Annotated in this window: 14 protein-coding genes; 10 read left to right on the forward strand and 4 right to left on the reverse strand. The window is 71.1% G+C overall.

Going from position 1 to position 14820, the window contains the following annotated elements; translation table 11 throughout:
- Positions 1-148: 148 nt before the first annotated feature.
- Positions 149-1147, reverse strand: a complete 999-nt coding sequence (locus ACFRFH_RS03500; protein ID WP_382461624.1) for a LacI family DNA-binding transcriptional regulator — start codon at positions 1145-1147, stop codon at positions 149-151.
- A 236-nt stretch (positions 1148-1383) separates the two neighbouring features.
- Between ACFRFH_RS03500 and ACFRFH_RS03505 the strand changes: the two genes are divergently transcribed.
- From ACFRFH_RS03505 to ACFRFH_RS03540, 8 genes are all read left to right on the forward strand, one after another.
- A complete protein-coding gene (locus tag ACFRFH_RS03505; RefSeq protein ID WP_382461625.1) occupies positions 1384-2676 on the forward strand; it encodes an ABC transporter substrate-binding protein in 1293 nt (430 codons plus the stop codon).
- A gap of 11 nt (positions 2677-2687) precedes the next feature.
- On the forward strand, positions 2688-3758 hold the full coding sequence (locus ACFRFH_RS03510) for a carbohydrate ABC transporter permease (protein WP_382461626.1): 1071 nt from the start codon (positions 2688-2690) through the stop codon (positions 3756-3758).
- Positions 3758-4627, forward strand: coding sequence for a carbohydrate ABC transporter permease (locus ACFRFH_RS03515; protein ID WP_382461627.1), 870 nt, complete (start codon positions 3758-3760; stop codon positions 4625-4627). The genes ACFRFH_RS03510 and ACFRFH_RS03515 overlap by 1 nt, the downstream gene beginning before the upstream one ends.
- 60 nt (positions 4628-4687) lie before the next feature.
- Positions 4688-7003 carry a glycoside hydrolase family 3 N-terminal domain-containing protein gene (locus ACFRFH_RS03520; RefSeq protein ID WP_382461628.1) on the forward strand — a complete coding sequence of 772 codons (2316 nt, stop codon included), beginning with the start codon at positions 4688-4690 and terminating at the stop codon, positions 7001-7003.
- Positions 7004-7172: 169 nt separating this feature from the next.
- Positions 7173-7610, forward strand: a complete 438-nt coding sequence (locus tag ACFRFH_RS03525) for a VOC family protein (RefSeq protein WP_382461629.1) — start codon at positions 7173-7175, stop codon at positions 7608-7610.
- A 155-nt stretch (positions 7611-7765) separates the two neighbouring features.
- On the forward strand, positions 7766-8512 hold the full coding sequence (locus tag ACFRFH_RS03530) for a 3-hydroxybutyrate dehydrogenase (RefSeq protein WP_382461630.1): 747 nt from the start codon (positions 7766-7768) through the stop codon (positions 8510-8512).
- Positions 8509-9420 carry an alpha/beta hydrolase gene (locus tag ACFRFH_RS03535; RefSeq protein WP_382461631.1) on the forward strand — a complete coding sequence of 304 codons (912 nt, stop codon included), beginning with the start codon at positions 8509-8511 and terminating at the stop codon, positions 9418-9420. Before ACFRFH_RS03530 ends, ACFRFH_RS03535 begins: the two co-directional genes overlap by 4 nt.
- On the forward strand, positions 9417-10481 hold the full coding sequence (locus ACFRFH_RS03540; protein WP_382461632.1) for an alpha/beta fold hydrolase: 1065 nt from the start codon (positions 9417-9419) through the stop codon (positions 10479-10481). The genes ACFRFH_RS03535 and ACFRFH_RS03540 overlap by 4 nt, the downstream gene beginning before the upstream one ends.
- A 9-nt stretch (positions 10482-10490) precedes the next feature.
- Here ACFRFH_RS03540 and ACFRFH_RS03545 read toward each other — a convergent pair whose 3' ends face one another.
- The 3 genes from ACFRFH_RS03545 to ACFRFH_RS03555 are packed head-to-tail and all read right to left on the reverse strand — an operon-like array spanning position 10491 to position 11926.
- Positions 10491-11003, reverse strand: coding sequence for a GNAT family N-acetyltransferase (locus tag ACFRFH_RS03545; RefSeq protein ID WP_382461633.1), 513 nt, complete (start codon positions 11001-11003; stop codon positions 10491-10493).
- 6 nt (positions 11004-11009) lie between these two features.
- Positions 11010-11279: a DUF1778 domain-containing protein gene (locus ACFRFH_RS03550; protein WP_382461634.1), complete on the reverse strand. Its 270-nt coding sequence runs from the start codon at positions 11277-11279 to the stop codon at positions 11010-11012.
- A 38-nt stretch (positions 11280-11317) separates the two neighbouring features.
- Positions 11318-11926, reverse strand: a complete 609-nt coding sequence (locus ACFRFH_RS03555) for a TetR/AcrR family transcriptional regulator (RefSeq protein ID WP_382461635.1) — start codon at positions 11924-11926, stop codon at positions 11318-11320.
- 57 nt (positions 11927-11983) lie between these two features.
- On the opposite strand from ACFRFH_RS03555, the gene ACFRFH_RS03560 reads away from it, so the two are divergent.
- The gene (locus ACFRFH_RS03560; protein WP_382461636.1) at positions 11984-13018 is read left to right on the forward strand and encodes an agmatine/peptidylarginine deiminase; all 1035 of its coding nucleotides are present in this window, start codon (positions 11984-11986) and stop codon (positions 13016-13018) included.
- Entirely contained in the window at positions 13015-14718 is a 1704-nt protein-coding gene (locus tag ACFRFH_RS03565; RefSeq protein ID WP_382461637.1) for an amidase, read from the forward strand. Before ACFRFH_RS03560 ends, ACFRFH_RS03565 begins: the two co-directional genes overlap by 4 nt.
- Positions 14719-14820: the final 102 nt, after the last annotated feature.

A 14820-nucleotide genomic window follows, 5' to 3' on the forward strand; every position in this document is an offset into this window, starting at 1 on the left:
TTATGCTTCGCGTTTTCGGGCATGCAGGGAATAATAAACTGTCCGGTAATGCCCTTTCGTGCAGTACGACGGAAACTATTTACGGCCGGCACGTAAACGCCCCTAAAGCCGCGTTTTAGGGGCGTTTACGTGCCCCTCGACGACAGGTTTAGGCGGGTGGGGCGGTGCTGGCGCGGCGGATGAGGCGAGTCGGGAGGCGGATGTGCGTCGGGTCCGGCTCCTCGCCGGCCATCAGCGCGACCACCAGCTCCGCGGCCGCCGCGCCGAGCCGGCCCATCGGCTGCCGGATCGTCGTCAGCGGAGTGGAGAACCGCGACGCCTCCGGGATGTCGTCGAAGCCGACCACCGACAGGTCGCGCGGCACCTCCAGGCCGAGCTCGTGCGCCACTTCGATGACGACGATCGCAGACAGGTCGTTGGCGGCGAAGATCGCGCTGGGCCGCTCGGGCGCGCCGAGCAGGCGCCGGGCCGCCTCCCGTGCGCTCTCCTGCTCGTAGTTGCCGACGCCGACGATCGACGGGTCGAACGGGATGCCGGCCTCCGCGAGCGCGCGCCGGTAGCCCGCGTCGCGCGCGGCCGACGAGCGCAGGTCCGCGCGGCCGGCGACGAACCCGATGCGGCGGTGGCCCAGCCCGATGAGGAAGTCCACGGCGCTGCGCGCTCCGCCGAAGCTGTCCGACTCCACGGTCGGGAGGTCGGCGCGGCCGGTGTGCGGGTCGACGGCGACGATCGGGACGTCCGCGTTCACGTTGACCACGGTCGGGGTCACCATGATGACGCCGTCGATCAGGGTGCCGCTCAGCCGGCTGAGCGAGCGACGCTCCCAGCCCTCCGAGGCGCCGTGCCGCGAGCCGCTGTAGGCGAGGAGGTCGTAGTGGGAGTCGGAAAGTGCCGCTCCGACGCCTTTCAGCACTTCCGCGCTGAACGGCTCGAAGTCGGCCACGAGCACGCCGATCACGCCGGTCTGCCGCGAGCGCATGCTCGACGCGACGAGGCTCGACTCGTAGCCGAGCTCTTCCACGACCTGGAGCACGCGCTCGGCGGTGTGGGAGGCGACGCCGTAGCGGCCGTTGACCGCTTTCGACACGGTCGCAGCGGACACTCCGGCCGCCTCGGCCACATCGTTGATGGTTGGACGTCGTCCCATGATCGAGCAGCATAGCAATCTCGAAAAGGATTTCGAAAAGGATTTCGAAAACGTTTGACACCTCTTCCGGGGCCTTGCGACACTGACGTGGTCCGGTCAGCCTCCCGGACCCGACGAGTTCGAGATCCGGCCCCAGGTGAGAGGCTTCGCCTAGGCCGGCACCCCAGCGAACTCACGTCACCGGGCATCGACGGAACCGTGGATGCCGCTCAACGAAGAGAACAGGTTGGAATCACATGAAAGCCAAGAAGCTCCTCATCGGAGCAGCTGTCCTGGCAGCCGGCACGATCGCGCTGAGCGCGTGCAGCGGGACGTCGAACAGCTCGAACAGCAGCAGCAAAGTCAACATGACGTTGTGGCAGAACTCCACCACGGGCCCAGGCCAGCAGTACTGGACGGACGCGATCGCCGCGTTCGAGAAGGCCAACCCGAACGTCACCATCAAGATGCAGTCGATCCAGAACGAGGACCTCGACGGCAAGCTGCAGACGGCGCTCAACTCGGGTGACGCGCCTGACATCTTCCTGCAGCGCGGCGGCGGCAAGATGGCCGCGATGGTGCAGGCGGGTCAGCTCATGGACCTGACCGACAAGGTCTCCTCCGACACCAAGAAGGTCATCTCCTCCGGGTCGTTCAAGGCAGAGACCTACCAGAACAAGGTCTACGCCATGCCGCTGTCGGTCCTCCCCGGCGGACTCTTCTACAGCCAGGACCTCTTCAAGGCGGCAGGGATCGACGGTGCTCCCAAGACCATCGACGACCTCAGCGCCGACGTCCAGAAGCTGAAGGCCACGGGCGTCTCCCCGATCGCCCTCGGCGCCAAGGACGCCTGGCCCGCCGCGCACTGGTTCTACTGGTTCGCGCTCCGCGAGTGCTCCGGCACCACGATGGAGAAGACCGCCGACTCGAAGAGCTTCAGCGACTCGTGCTGGACCAAGGCCGCTCAGGACCTCCAGAACTTCGCGGGCCAGAAGCCGTTCAACGACGGCTTCCTGACCACCTCCGCCCAGCAGGGCGCCGGCTCCTCCGCCGGTCTGGTCGCCAACCACAAGGCCGCGATGGAGCTCATGGGCGCGTGGGACCCGGGCGTGATCGCCTCCCTCACCCCCGACCAGAAGCCCCTGCCCGACCTCGGCTTCTACCCGTTCCCCGAGCTCTCCAGCGCGGGCAAGGGTGAGCCCGGCTCGATCATGGGCGGCGTCGACGGCTACTCCTGCTCGGTGAAGGCACCGAAGCAGTGCGCCGACTTCCTCAACTTCATCGCGTCGACCCCGCAGCAGATCGCCTACTACAAGGCGTTCAACTCGCCGCCGGTCAACACCGACGCGCAGAAGGAGGTCACCGAGCCCTACCTGAAGGACGTCCTCGCCGCCTACAACAAGGCTCCGTACGTCTCGCAGTGGCTCGACACCGTCCTCGGCCAGAACATCGGCAACGCGCTGAACGTGGCCGTGGTCGACATGCTCGCCGGCAAGACCGACGCCAAGGGCATGATCCAGGCCGCGAACGACGCAGCGAAGAAGGGCTGAGAGGCCTCACCGTGAGCAACACCCGCGAGTCAACCTCGACCGATCGCGTGTCGACGGCGGATCTCGCGCAGCACGACGGGAGCGGCGCCACCGCGTCGCTCCCGTCGCAGCCGCGCCGCCGCCGCGGCGCGAGCTGGGGCCTCCGTGCCGAGATCGCCCTCCTGGCCGGCCCCGCCGTCATCGTCTTCCTGGCCTTCGTGATCTTCCCGGTCATCATGGCGGCCTACTACGGCTTCTTCCGCTGGGCGGGCTACGGCCCTCCCACCGACTTCGTCGGCCTGCAGAACTACGCCGTCATCCTCACCGACCCGGCCTTCCTGGCGGCGCTCGGGCACAACGCCTTCATCGTCGTGATGTCCATCGTCGTCCAGGGCCCGATCGCCATCCTGCTCGCCCTCCTCCTCAACCGGAAGATGAAGGGCCAGTCGATCATCCGCGTGCTGATCTTCGTGCCGTACGTGATCTCGGAGGTCGTGGTCGGCACCGGCTGGAGCCTGATGCTCGCCACCAACGGCGCGCTCAACGGCTTCCTGCACAACGTCGGCCTCGGCTCCTGGGCCCACGACTGGCTGTCCGACCCGAACATCGCCATCTGGACCCTGATCGGCATCCTGACCTGGAAGTACGTCGGCTTCGCCGTCATCCTCTTCCTCGCCGGCCTGCAGGGCATCCCGGAGGAGCTCTACGAGGCCGCAGCGCTCGACGGCGCGTCGTACTGGCAGATCCAGCGCAGGATCACCCTGCCGCTGCTCGCTCCGACGCTGCGGATCTGGGCGTTCCTCTCCATCATCGGCGCCCTCCAGCTGTTCGACCTCGTGTACATCATCTGGGGCCAGTACGTGGCCTCCACGGCGGGCACGTCCACGATGGCGACCTACATGGTCGCGAACGGCCGCAACGCCGGCAACTACGGCTACGGCAACGCCGTCGCGGTCGTGATCTTCCTCATCTCCCTGATCGTCGCCCTGATCTACCAGCGCTTCGTCCTCCGCCGCGACACCGCGGGCGCCGTGACCACGGCGAAGAAGCCCGGGCGCACGAAGGACCGCCGTGACGCGGCCGCGAAAGAAAGGACGGCGTGATGACCGCCCTCACCATCTCCTCCCGCGCCGCGCGCCGCGCCGAGCGCAAGGGCCTCCCCTGGGGCTCGCCTGCCGTCTACTTCGTGGCGCTGATCGTGATCGCCCTGATGATCGTGCCGATCGCGTACATCATCATCGGCGGCTTCCGGACGAACTCGCAGATCACGGTCGACCCGGCGGGCTTCCCGAACCCGTGGAACCCGGCGAACTACCTGGACGTGCTGACCGGCGGCGTCTTCTGGGGCCAGGTCCTCAACTCGACGGTCACCGCCCTGGTCACGACGATCGGAGCGGTCGGGCTCGGCCTGGCGGCAAGCTACGTGCTCGCCCGGTACACCTTCCGGGGCAGCGGGGCACTGTACGCGCTGTTCGCCGCCGGCCTGATGTTCCCGATCACCGTCGCGATCACTCCGCTCTACATCGTGGTGCGCAACCTCGGCCTGATGAACTCGCTCGCGGGCGTCATCATCCCGCAGATCGCGTTCGCGCTTCCGACGACCATCATCATCCTCGTGCCGTTCCTGCGGGCGATCCCGGACGAGATCCAGGAGGCCGCGTTCATCGACGGCTGCAGCCGGATCGGCTTCTTCTTCCGGATGGTGCTGCGGCTCTCGCTCCCCGGCGTGATCACGGTCGGCATCCTCGCCTTCATCGCCAGCTGGAACAGCTACCTGCTGCCGCTGTTCATCCTCAACGATCAGGCGACCTTCACGCTGCCGCTCGGCGTCCAGGCGTTCTCGTCGCAGTACGCGACGGACACCTCCAAGGTGCTGGCCTTCACCTCGCTGTCGATGATCCCCGCGCTGATCTTCTTCAGCCTGTTCGAGCGCCGCATCGTCGGCGGACTCACCGGCGCCGTCAAGGGCTGAACCCGGCTCCCGCTCGTGTTCCCGACACGTTCCCGTACGACTCGTATGCAGGAAAGAAGCATGACAACGACTGACACCCTCCCCACCGTCTCCGAACGCGTGCGCGACCTGCACGCCCGGATGACCCTCGACGAGAAGCTCGCGCAGATCGTCGGCTACTGGGTCGACAAGGGCGATGACAACGTCGCCCCGCTCGACGGGGAGATGACCACCGGCCAGAGCTACGACGACGCCACCGCGCAGGGCATCGGCCACCTCACCCGCGTCTACGGCACGCGCCCCGTCGACCCCGTGGAGCGCGCCTCCTGGCTGTGGTCGGAGCAGCGCAGGCTGCGCGAGCAGACCCGCCTCGGCATCCCCGCGCTCGTGCACGAGGAGTGCCTGACCGGGCTGGCGGCGTGGAAGGCTGCGACCTTCCCGACCCCGCTCGCCTGGGGCGCCGCCTTCGACCCGGAGCTGGTGGAGGAGATGGGAGCCGCGATCGGCGCCTCGATGCGCGAGCTCGGCATCCACCAGGGCCTCGCGCCGGTGCTGGACGTCATCCGCGACCCGCGCTGGGGCCGGGTGGACGAGTGCATCGCCGAGGACCCGTACGTGGTCGGGACGATCGGCACCGCCTACGTGCGTGGCCTCCAGTCGTCCGGCGTGCACGCCACGCTCAAGCACTTCGTCGGCTACTCGGCGTCGCAGGCCGGCCGCAACCACGCGCCGGTGCACGCCGGGACGCGCGAGATCCGGGATGTGCTGCTGCCTCCGTTCGAGATGGCCGTCCGCGACGGCGGCGTGCGCTCGGTGATGAACTCCTACGCCGAGATCGACGGCGTGCCCGTCGCGGCGAACCCCGAGTACCTCACCGGTGTGCTCCGTGACGAGTGGGGCTTCGACGGAACGGTCGTCGCCGACTACTTCGCCGTGGCATTCCTGCACACCATGCACCGCGTCGCGGCCGACCGCGGCGAGGCGGCCGAGCTGGCCCTCGCCGCCGGCATCGACGTCGAGCTGCCGACCGGCGACGCGTTCCTCGCGCCGCTGGCCGAGCGCGTCCGCGCCGGACTCACCGACGAGGCGCTGGTCGACCGCGCCGTGCTGCGCCTGCTCGCGCAGAAGGAGGAGCTCGGCCTGCTGGACGAGACCTTCGAGGAGCCGCCGGCCTCCGTCGACCTCGACTCCCCCGAGCACCGCGCGCTCGCGCTGCGGCTGGCCGAGGAGTCGCTGGTGCTGCTGACCAACGACGGCACCCTCCCGCTGGAGGGCGACCGCGCCGCCGCCCGGATCGCGATCGTCGGCCCGAACTCGGACGCCGCCGAGGCGCTGATGGGCTGCTACTCCTTCGCCAACCACGTCCTCGCCCACCACCCGGAGGTGCCGCTCGGCTTCGAGCTCCCCTCGGTGCTGGAGGCGCTGCGCGAGGAGTTCCCCGCCGCCGAACTGGTGCACGCCCGCGGCTGCGACGTGGAGGGCGACGACCGCTCCGGCATCGTCACCGCGGTGTCCGCCGCGGCCGACGCCGACGTGGCCGTGGTCGTCGTCGGCGACCGCGCGGGCCTGTTCGGCCGCGGCACGGTCGGCGAGGGCAATGATGTCGAGAGCTTGGAGCTGCCCGGCGTGCAGCGCGAGCTGGTGGAGGCCGTGGTCCGGACGGGGACGCCGACCATCGTCATCGTGCTCTCCGGCCGCCCGTACGCGATCGACTGGGCCGTCAGCGGACCGGACGCACCCGCCGCCGTGCTTCAGGCGTTCTTCCCCGGCGAGGAGGGCGGCCGCGCCATCGCCGCCGTGCTCTCCGGCCGCGTCGCCCCCAGCGGCCACCTCCCGGTCTCGCTGCCGCGGTCGGCCGGCGCGCAGCCGTTCTCGTACCTGCACCCGCTGCTCGGCGGGCCCTCGGACGTGACGAGCGCCGACAGCACGCCGGTCCTCCCGTTCGGTCACGGGCTCACCTACACGACCTTCGAGCGCACCGGCCTGGAGGCCGACGCGGTCGTGGCCGCCGGAGGCGAGTTCGAGGTGCGCGTGACGGTCCGCAACAGCGGCGAGCGCGCGGGCGCCGACCTGGTGCAGCTCTACGCCCGCGACGTGTTCGCGAGCGTCACGCGCCCGGTCGCACAGCTCCTCGGCTACGCCCGGGTGTCCCTGGAGCCGGGCGAGGAGGCCGAGGTGACCTTCCAGGTGCCGACCGCGCGCCTGGCGTTCACCGGCCGCGACGGCATCCGCATCGTGGAGCCGGGCGACGTCGAGCTCTGGGTGGGCCCGTCGTGCGCCGAGCGCGAGACCGAGACCCGCATCGCGCTGACCGGCCCCACCCACGCGGTCACGCCGGCCGACGGCCGCCTCGTCCGCACCGCGGTCACCTCCCCAGCCCCCGCCCCCCTGGCCTAACCCCGCTCCCACCCTCCCGCCCCCTCCCACACGCCGCGAACGGAGGAGATCCGCCCCCACCCGGCCGAGATCTCCTCCGTTCGCTGCTTTTCCGGCATCCCGGCGGTCGGATCTCCTCCGTTCCCGACACCCCGCAACGGGGTCTAGGCTCACGCCCGGGAGGCCCACCATGTCCAATCTCGTCGTCCATTTCGAAATCCATGCCGTCGAGCCGCAGCGCCTGATGGACTACTACACCGGCCTGCTCGGCTGGACCTTCACCCGGTTCGGCGAGATGCCGTATTGGGCGATCGACACCGGCGAGGGGGCGATCGCCATGGGCGCTGCCGGCAACGGGATCAACGGCGGCCTCACCCAGCGCATGGGCCCTGCGCCCGCCCTGGACGCACCGATCTCCGGCGCGAACATCGTGGTCGGGATCGACGGCAACGTCGACGAGCTCTACCGGCGCGGGCTCGACCTCGGCGGCACGGAGGCGCTGCCTCCCGACGACATGCCCTCGATCGGCCGCGTCGCCTACCTGCGCGACCCGGAGGGCAACGTCTTCGGGATGATCTCGCCGATCCTCTCCGACGGCACCGACGTCACCTCCTTCATCGCGAGCTGACGCCGTCCCACCGCCCGCCGAAGGGCACGTAAACGCCCCTAAGACCCGCGGGTAGGGGCGTTTACGTGCCCCTCGGCGAGGACTCCTTCCGCGGGGCTGCGGGCCGCGGGTAGGGTGCCGGTGTGGGCGGGGCGCGCCCGGGGAAGGAAGCGATTGTGGCGGACCTCTCGGGGCGCAGGGCGCTCATCACCGGAGGCGCGAGCGGCATCGGCCTGGCGTGCGCGGAGGCGTTCGCCGCCGCGGGCGCGCACGTCACCATCGCGGACGTGAACGGGGACGCCGCCCGCGCGACAGCCGAACGCCTGGGCGGTGAGGCGTGGGAGGTCGACCTCTCCGACACCGCGGCACTCGGCGACCTCCGGCTCGACACCGACATCCTCGTCAACAACGCCGGCCTCCAGCACGTCCGCCCGATCCCCGAGTTCGAGCCGGAGAGCTTCGCCCTCATCCTGCGGGTCATGCTGGAGGCGCCGTTCCTCCTCATCCGCGCCGCGCTGCCCGGGATGTACGAGCGGGGCTTCGGCCGCGTCATCAACATCTCCAGCGTGCACGGCCTGCGCGCGTCCGAGTTCAAGTCGGCGTACGTCGCCGCCAAGCACGGCCTGGAGGGCCTCTCCAAGGTGACGGCGCTGGAGGGTGCCGAGCACGGCGTGACCTCCAACTGCATCGAGCCGAGCTACGTCCGCACGCCGCTGATCGAGAAGCAGATCGCCGACCAGGCCCGGCTGCACGGCATCCCGGAGGACGACGTGGTGGAGAAGATCATGCTCACCGAGCCCGCGATCAAGAGCCTGGTGGAGCCGGAGGAGGTCGCCGGGCTCGCCCTCTGGCTGGCCGGGGAGGGCTCGCGGATGGTCACCGGCGCGAGCTACACGATCGACGGCGGCTGGAGCGCGAAATGACGGCCTTCACTCCGGCGACGCCGTTCCGCGTCCCGGTGGACGGCGGCGAGCTCGCGGGCGGCCAGTGGCACGCCGACGCGGGCGGGATGCCGCTGGTCGGCATCCACGGGATCACCGCCAACCACCTCTCGTGGGGCATGGTCGCTGCGGCGCTGCCCGGCGTGCGGCTGATCGCGCCCGACCTGCGCGGCCGCGGCGGCAGCGGCGCGCTCCCCGGGCCGTACGGGATGGCCGGCCACGCCGACGACGTCGCCCGGATGCTCGACGGCCTCGGCGTCGAGCGCGCCGTGGTCGCCGGTCACTCGATGGGCGCGTTCGTCGCGGTGTGGCTCGCGGAGCGCCACCCCGACCGGGTCGAGCGGCTGGTGCTGATCGACGGCGGCCTCCCGGTGACCCGCAGCGCCGACCTCGGCCCAGCGCGCGACCGGTTGCGGATGACGTTCGCGAGCGAGGACGACTACCTCGCGTTCTGGCGCCGGCATCCCGCGCTCGGCCCGTGGTGGAACGACGCGGTCGAGGCGTACGCGCTCTACGACCTGGTCGGCACGCCGCCCGAGCTGCGGTCGAGCGTGTCCGAGGAGGCCATGTCGGTCAACGCGACCGAGATGGACGGCAGCGGCGGCTACGAGGAGGCCCTCGCCGGGCTGACCCTGCCGATCGCCTTCGTGCGTGCGCCGCGCGGCCTCCTGAACACCGACCCGCTGTACCTGCCGGAGGAGCCCGCCGAGTGGCGCGGCCGGCTGCCGTGGTTCGAGGCGTTCGAGGCCGACGACGTGAACCACTACACGATCGTGATGACGGAGGCCGGCGTGCGGCAGCTCACCCCGCACCTGCCCGGCGCGTACCCCGCTCACCCGCACTACCACTCCGCGCTTCACCCCACCCTCACCCGAAGGAGATCTAAGTGACCGGAACCCTGCTCCCGGGCATTGTCGCCCGCAGCATCCCGACCTCTCGCTACACCGCCAACGTCCTGGCGCGCACGACCGACCCGACGGTGGCCGCCGACGCCACCCGGACGATCGTGTTCGTGCACGGCAACGTCTCGTCGTCGCTGTTCTGGCAGCCGCTGATGCTGTCGCTTCCCGAGGGCACGCGCGCGCTCGCGATCGACCTGCGCGGCTTCGGGGACAGCGAGACGCTCCCCGTCGACGCCACCCGTGGGGTCGGCGACTTCTCGGAGGACGTCGCCGCCGTCCTCGACGAGCTGGACAGCGGCCCGGTGCACCTGGTCGGCTGGAGCATGGGCGGCGGCGTGGTGATGCAGCTGCTGCTCGACCGCCCCGACCTGGTGCGCAGCCTCACGCTGGTGTCCACGGTCTCCCCGTACGGCTTCGGCGGCACCGCGCTCGACGGCAGCCTCCTCAACGCCCACGCCTCGGGCACGGGCGGCGGCGGAGCGAACCCGGACTTCGTGGAGCGGCTCGCCGCCGGCGACACGGGCGAGGAGTCGCCGACCTCACCGCGCGCCGTCTACCGCTCGGCCTACGTGGCGCCGGGCTTCACCACCGAGTACGAGGACCTCTGGGTGCACTCCATGCTCACGACGGCCACCGGCGTCGACAACTACCCGGGCGACGCGACCGCCACCGACGAGTGGCCGGGCTTCGCCCCCGGCCCGAACGGCGTCCTCAACACGATGGCGCCGACCTACTTCGACACCACCGACATCATCGACCTCCCGGTCAAGCCGCCGATCCTCTGGATCCACGGCGCCCTCGACGCGATCGTCAACGACGCCTCCTTCTTCGACCTCAACCAGCTCGGTGCGGCGGGCGTCATCCCCGGCTGGCCCGGCGAGGAGGTCGCGCCCCCGCAGCCGATGCTGAAGCAGATCCGCGCAGTGTTGGAGAGCTACCAGGCCGAGGGCGGGGTGACCAGGGAGGTGGTGTTCGAGGACTGCGGCCACTCGCCCCACATCGAGAAGCCGGAGGAGTTCTTGGCGGAGTTGACGGCGTGGGTCAGCTGACGGCGTCGGTCAGCTGAGGTCGGCGGCGGTCTTCAGCGCGTCCGAGATCTTCAGATACAGAATGCGCCGCGTGCCCGGGAATCGACGGAATCCGAACCGCTCGTAGAACGATATGACCGCATCGTCGATGGCGTCCACCACCAGGGCGCGGATGCCGAGCGTCTCGGATGCCTGGATCGCGCGCAGCACGGCGTCCTGCAGCAGCGACGAGCCGAGGCCTACGCCGGCGTGCCTTCGATCGACCGCGAGCCGGCCGAGCAGGGCGACCGGGATCGGATCGGGCATCTTCCGCGACAGTGCGCCCGGCGCGTCCGCTCGCGCGATCGAACTCGCCGAGAGGCAGTAGTAGCCCGCGACATGGCTCGTGTCGTCGGTGACGGAGACGTAGCTGCGCGAGCCTCCGGCGGCCTCGTTGTGGCGCGCCCACCCCTTCAGCCAACGGTCGAGGACCTCGACGCCGCAGTCGAACTCAGAGGCGATGTCCCCCGCTTTGATGGGACGAGGCCGGTGGTACTGAGCCATGCCGCGTCAGTCGATGAACACCGAACGGCGACGGAACAGCTCGGCGAGCCCTTCGACGTTCTGGGCCGGTGCGTCGAGTGCCGCTGCGAACGCCGCGAAGGTCTCCTCCTCGACGCGCAGTTCGCGCTCGTGACGGATCACCTCTTCCGCACGCGTGGTGAGCGTGGTGGCGGTGAAATCGGAGACGGTGCGCCCCTCGAGGACCGCGGCGCGCTCGATCAGCTCGCGCTGCACGCTGGTCACGCGCACTTCGATTCGTCGGTCTTTCGTGGGCATGCTCCAAGTGTACGGCAAATCACCGTACATGCAAACGGTCACCCCACCAACACCCCGCGCTCCACCCCCAGCATCCCTTCCACCGCGTGCGCGAGCAGCGACCCCCGGTCGGCCGCGCCTCCCCAGCGGACCAGCGCTTGCGCGTTGAGCCCGTCGAGCATGCCGAGCAACTGCCAGGCGACCGCCCGCGGGTCGTCCACGCGGAAGGACCCCACCGCGACCCCGTCCACGATGACACCCTCGATGACGTCGCTCCAGGCGTCCATCTGGTCGCGCACCGCCGCGCCCAGCACGGCGTTGCGGCGGCCCAGCGCCCAGGCCTCCACCCACACGACCGTGACGTCGTCGCGGGTGCCGTCGAGGAGCGTGCGCAGCAGCAGAGCGAGCCCGTCGGCCGGCGACGGGGCGGCGGCGAGCAGCGCCCGCAGCTCCGCGATCTCCGCTCCGACGATGCTCGTGAAGGTCTCGGCCACCAGGCCGTCCATCGACTCGTGGTAGTGCGCGACCAGCGCGGGGGTCACCCCGGCGCGGGCGGCGACGGCGCGCAACGTCACCGCGGCGAGGCCCTCGTCCAGGGCCAGGGCGCGGGCGGAGGCGGCCAGTTCTGCGCGGCGCTCGGCGGGCGGTTTGCGGGCTGCTCTTGACATCGTGGGTCCAGTATAGGTATCTATTGATCATCCGATCAATAGAGCCCGGAGGTTCACATGACCTGGCGCATGCCCGCCGAGACCGCACCGCACGAGCGCACCTGGATGGCCTTCCCGCGCGCCGGCATCACCCTCGGCGAGGACGCCGCGTCCGCCGAGGAGGCCTACGCCGCCTGGACCGCCGTCGCCCACGCGGTCGCCGAGTTCGAGCCGGTCACCATGGTGATCGACCCCTCCGAGCGCGAGCGCGCCGCCCGGATGCTCGGCTCGCACATCGAGCAGGTGGAGGCGCCGCTCGACGAGTTCTGGATGCGCGACTTCGGCCCGACCTTCGTGGTGGACGACGAGCGCCCCGGCGTGCTCGGCGCCGTCGACTGGACCTTCAACGGCTGGGGCGACCCCGCCTGGTCCGAGTGGCGCAAGTCGGCGGAGATCGCCCGCTTCGTCGCCGAGCGCACCGGTGCGGAGCTGGTCAGCTCGGTGCTCGTGAACGAGGGCGGCGGCATCCACGTCGATGGCGACGGCACCGTGCTGCTCACCGAGACCGTGCAGCTCGACCCGCGCCGCAACAAGTACGCCGACAAGGCGCGGGTGGAGGCCGAGCTCGCCAGCACGATCGGCACGACGCACGCCGTCTGGCTCCCCCGCGGCCTCACCCGCGACTACGACGACTTCGGCACCAACGGCCACGTCGACATCGTCGCGACCATCCCGTCGCCCGGCCGCCTGCTCCTGCACACGCAGCGCGACCCGGAGCACCCCGACTTCGAGGTGTCGCGCGAGCTGCGCGCCTTCCTCGCCGGCACGACCGACGCCGCCGGCCGCGCGTGGGACATCGTCGACCTCCCGGCGCCGGCCACCATCCGCGACGAGGAGGGCTTCGTGGACTGGAGCTACGTGAACCACCTCGTCGTCAACGGCGGCGTGATCGCGTGCGGATTCGGCGAGGAGGCGGCCGATGCGGAGGCGACCGCGATCCTGGAGGCCGCCTACCCGGGCCGCCGGGTCAGCATGGTGGACTCGCGCCCGATCTTCGCCCGCGGCGGCGGCATCCACTGCATCACGCAGCAGCAGCCGGCGGTGCAGGCATGAGCCGCTTCGACGTCGTGGAGGTCGGCATCGCCGACCTCCGCCGGGCCCTGGAGTCCGGCACCACCACCAGCGCAGAGCTTGTCGACGCCTACCTCGCCCGCATCGACGCCTACGACGCGGCCGGCCCGCGCCTCAACGCCGTCATCGTCCGCAACCCCGACGCCCGCGAGGAGGCCCGTGCCGCCGACGAGCGCCGTGCCCGCGGCGAGACGCTCGGCCCGCTGGACGGCATCCCGTACACCGCCAAGGACAGTTACCTCGCCCGCGGTCTCACCGCCGCGGCCGGCTCCCCCGCGTTCGAGCACCTGGTCGCCCAGCGCGACGCCTTCACGATCGAGCGGCTGCGCGCCGGCGGGGCGATCCTGCTCGGCCTCACCAACATGCCGCCGATGGCGAACGGCGGGATGCAGCGCGGCGTCTACGGCCGCGCCGAGAGCCCGTACAACAGCGACTTCCTCACGGCCGCGTTCGGCTCCGGCTCGTCCAACGGCTCCGGCACCGCGACGGCCGCGAGCTTCGCCGCGTTCGGGCTCGGGGAGGAGACCTGGTCGTCCGGACGGGCCCCGGCCTCCAACAACGGGTTGTGCGCCTACACCCCGTCGCGCGGCGTCATCTCGGTGCGCGGCAACTGGCCGCTGGTGCCGACGATGGACGTCGTCGTGCCGCACACGCGCACGATGGCCGACCTCCTGGAGGTACTGGACGTCATCGTCGCCGACGACACCGAGACCCGCGGCGACTTCTGGCGCGCGCAGCCGTGGGTGCCGATCCCGCCGGCGTCCGAGCTGCGGCCCGCGTCGTATCCCGCGCTGGCCTCGGACGCGAGCCTGGCCGGCCGCCGCGTCGCCGTCCCGCGCATGTACATCAACGCGGACGAGAAGGCCGGGACCGGCGAGCACGTCGGCATCGGCGGCCCGACCGGGCAGCGCATCCGCACCCGCGACTCGGTGATCGCGCTGTGGGAGGCCGCGCGCCGCGACCTGGAGGCCGCGGGCGCCGAGGTGATCGAGACCGACTTTCCGGTGGTCTCCCACTACGAGGGCGACCGGCCGGGTGCGCCGACCATCGCCACCCGCGGACTCGTCTCGGCCGCCTACCTGCGCCGCGAGATCATCGACCTGTCGGCCTGGGGCTGGGACGACTTCCTCGCCGCCAACGGCGACCCCGCGCTGAACACGCTGGCCGACGTCGACGGCGCCCGGATCTTCCCGCAGCCGGAGGGCGCGCTGCCGGACCGCTACACCGGCTTCGACGACGACATCGCCGAGTACCCGGACTGGGTGCGCGAGCATCCCGGCACGACGCTGGAGGGCATCCCGGAGCTGGCGGACGGCCTCCGCGGCCTGGAGGAGACCCGCCGCGTCGACCTCGAGGAGTGGATGGCCGGCCTCGGCGTCGACGCCGTCGTCTTCCCCGCGGTCGCCGACGTCGCGCCAGCGGACATGGACGTGAACCCGGCCTCCGCCGACCTCGGCTGGCGCAACGGCGTCTGGGTCGCCAACGGCAACCTCGTGCCGCGGCACCTCGGCATCCCGACCGTCACGGTCCCGATGGGGACGATGGCCGACACCGGGATGCCGGTCGGCCTGACCTTCGCGGGCCGCGCGTACGACGACGCCGCGCTGCTGGCCCTCGCGACGGCGTTCGAGGCCACCGGCCACCGCCGCACCGAGCCGCCGCGCACCCCCCGCCTCCCCTGACCCCGCCCCCAACGGCCGCCGATTCGTGCCGAATGTCGCCTTAGGCGCCCCCAAACGCGACATTCGGTACGAATCGCGCGCGGAACAGCGAGCGCCACATTC

The organism is Leifsonia sp. NPDC056824 (assembly GCF_042789575.1).
Taxonomy (GTDB): Bacteria; Actinomycetota; Actinomycetes; order Actinomycetales; family Microbacteriaceae; genus Leifsonia.

What these genes read in the sequence shown, in the direction of transcription:
- ACFRFH_RS03500 (WP_382461624.1), bottom strand. Translation starts at nt 1,147, where the DNA reads ATGGGACGACGTCCAACCATCAACGATGTGGCCGAGGCGGCCGGAGTG.
- ACFRFH_RS03505 (WP_382461625.1), top strand. Translation starts at nt 1,384, where the DNA reads ATGAAAGCCAAGAAGCTCCTCATCGGAGCAGCTGTCCTGGCAGCCGGC.
- ACFRFH_RS03515 (WP_382461627.1), top strand. Translation starts at nt 3,758, where the DNA reads ATGACCGCCCTCACCATCTCCTCCCGCGCCGCGCGCCGCGCCGAGCGC.
- ACFRFH_RS03520 (WP_382461628.1), top strand. Translation starts at nt 4,688, where the DNA reads ATGACAACGACTGACACCCTCCCCACCGTCTCCGAACGCGTGCGCGAC.
- ACFRFH_RS03525 (WP_382461629.1), top strand. Translation starts at nt 7,173, where the DNA reads ATGTCCAATCTCGTCGTCCATTTCGAAATCCATGCCGTCGAGCCGCAG.
- ACFRFH_RS03535 (WP_382461631.1), top strand. Translation starts at nt 8,509, where the DNA reads ATGACGGCCTTCACTCCGGCGACGCCGTTCCGCGTCCCGGTGGACGGC.
- ACFRFH_RS03545 (WP_382461633.1), bottom strand. Translation starts at nt 11,003, where the DNA reads ATGGCTCAGTACCACCGGCCTCGTCCCATCAAAGCGGGGGACATCGCC.
- ACFRFH_RS03550 (WP_382461634.1), bottom strand. Translation starts at nt 11,279, where the DNA reads ATGCCCACGAAAGACCGACGAATCGAAGTGCGCGTGACCAGCGTGCAG.
- ACFRFH_RS03555 (WP_382461635.1), bottom strand. Translation starts at nt 11,926, where the DNA reads ATGTCAAGAGCAGCCCGCAAACCGCCCGCCGAGCGCCGCGCAGAACTG.
- ACFRFH_RS03560 (WP_382461636.1), top strand. Translation starts at nt 11,984, where the DNA reads ATGACCTGGCGCATGCCCGCCGAGACCGCACCGCACGAGCGCACCTGG.
- ACFRFH_RS03565 (WP_382461637.1), top strand. Translation starts at nt 13,015, where the DNA reads ATGAGCCGCTTCGACGTCGTGGAGGTCGGCATCGCCGACCTCCGCCGG.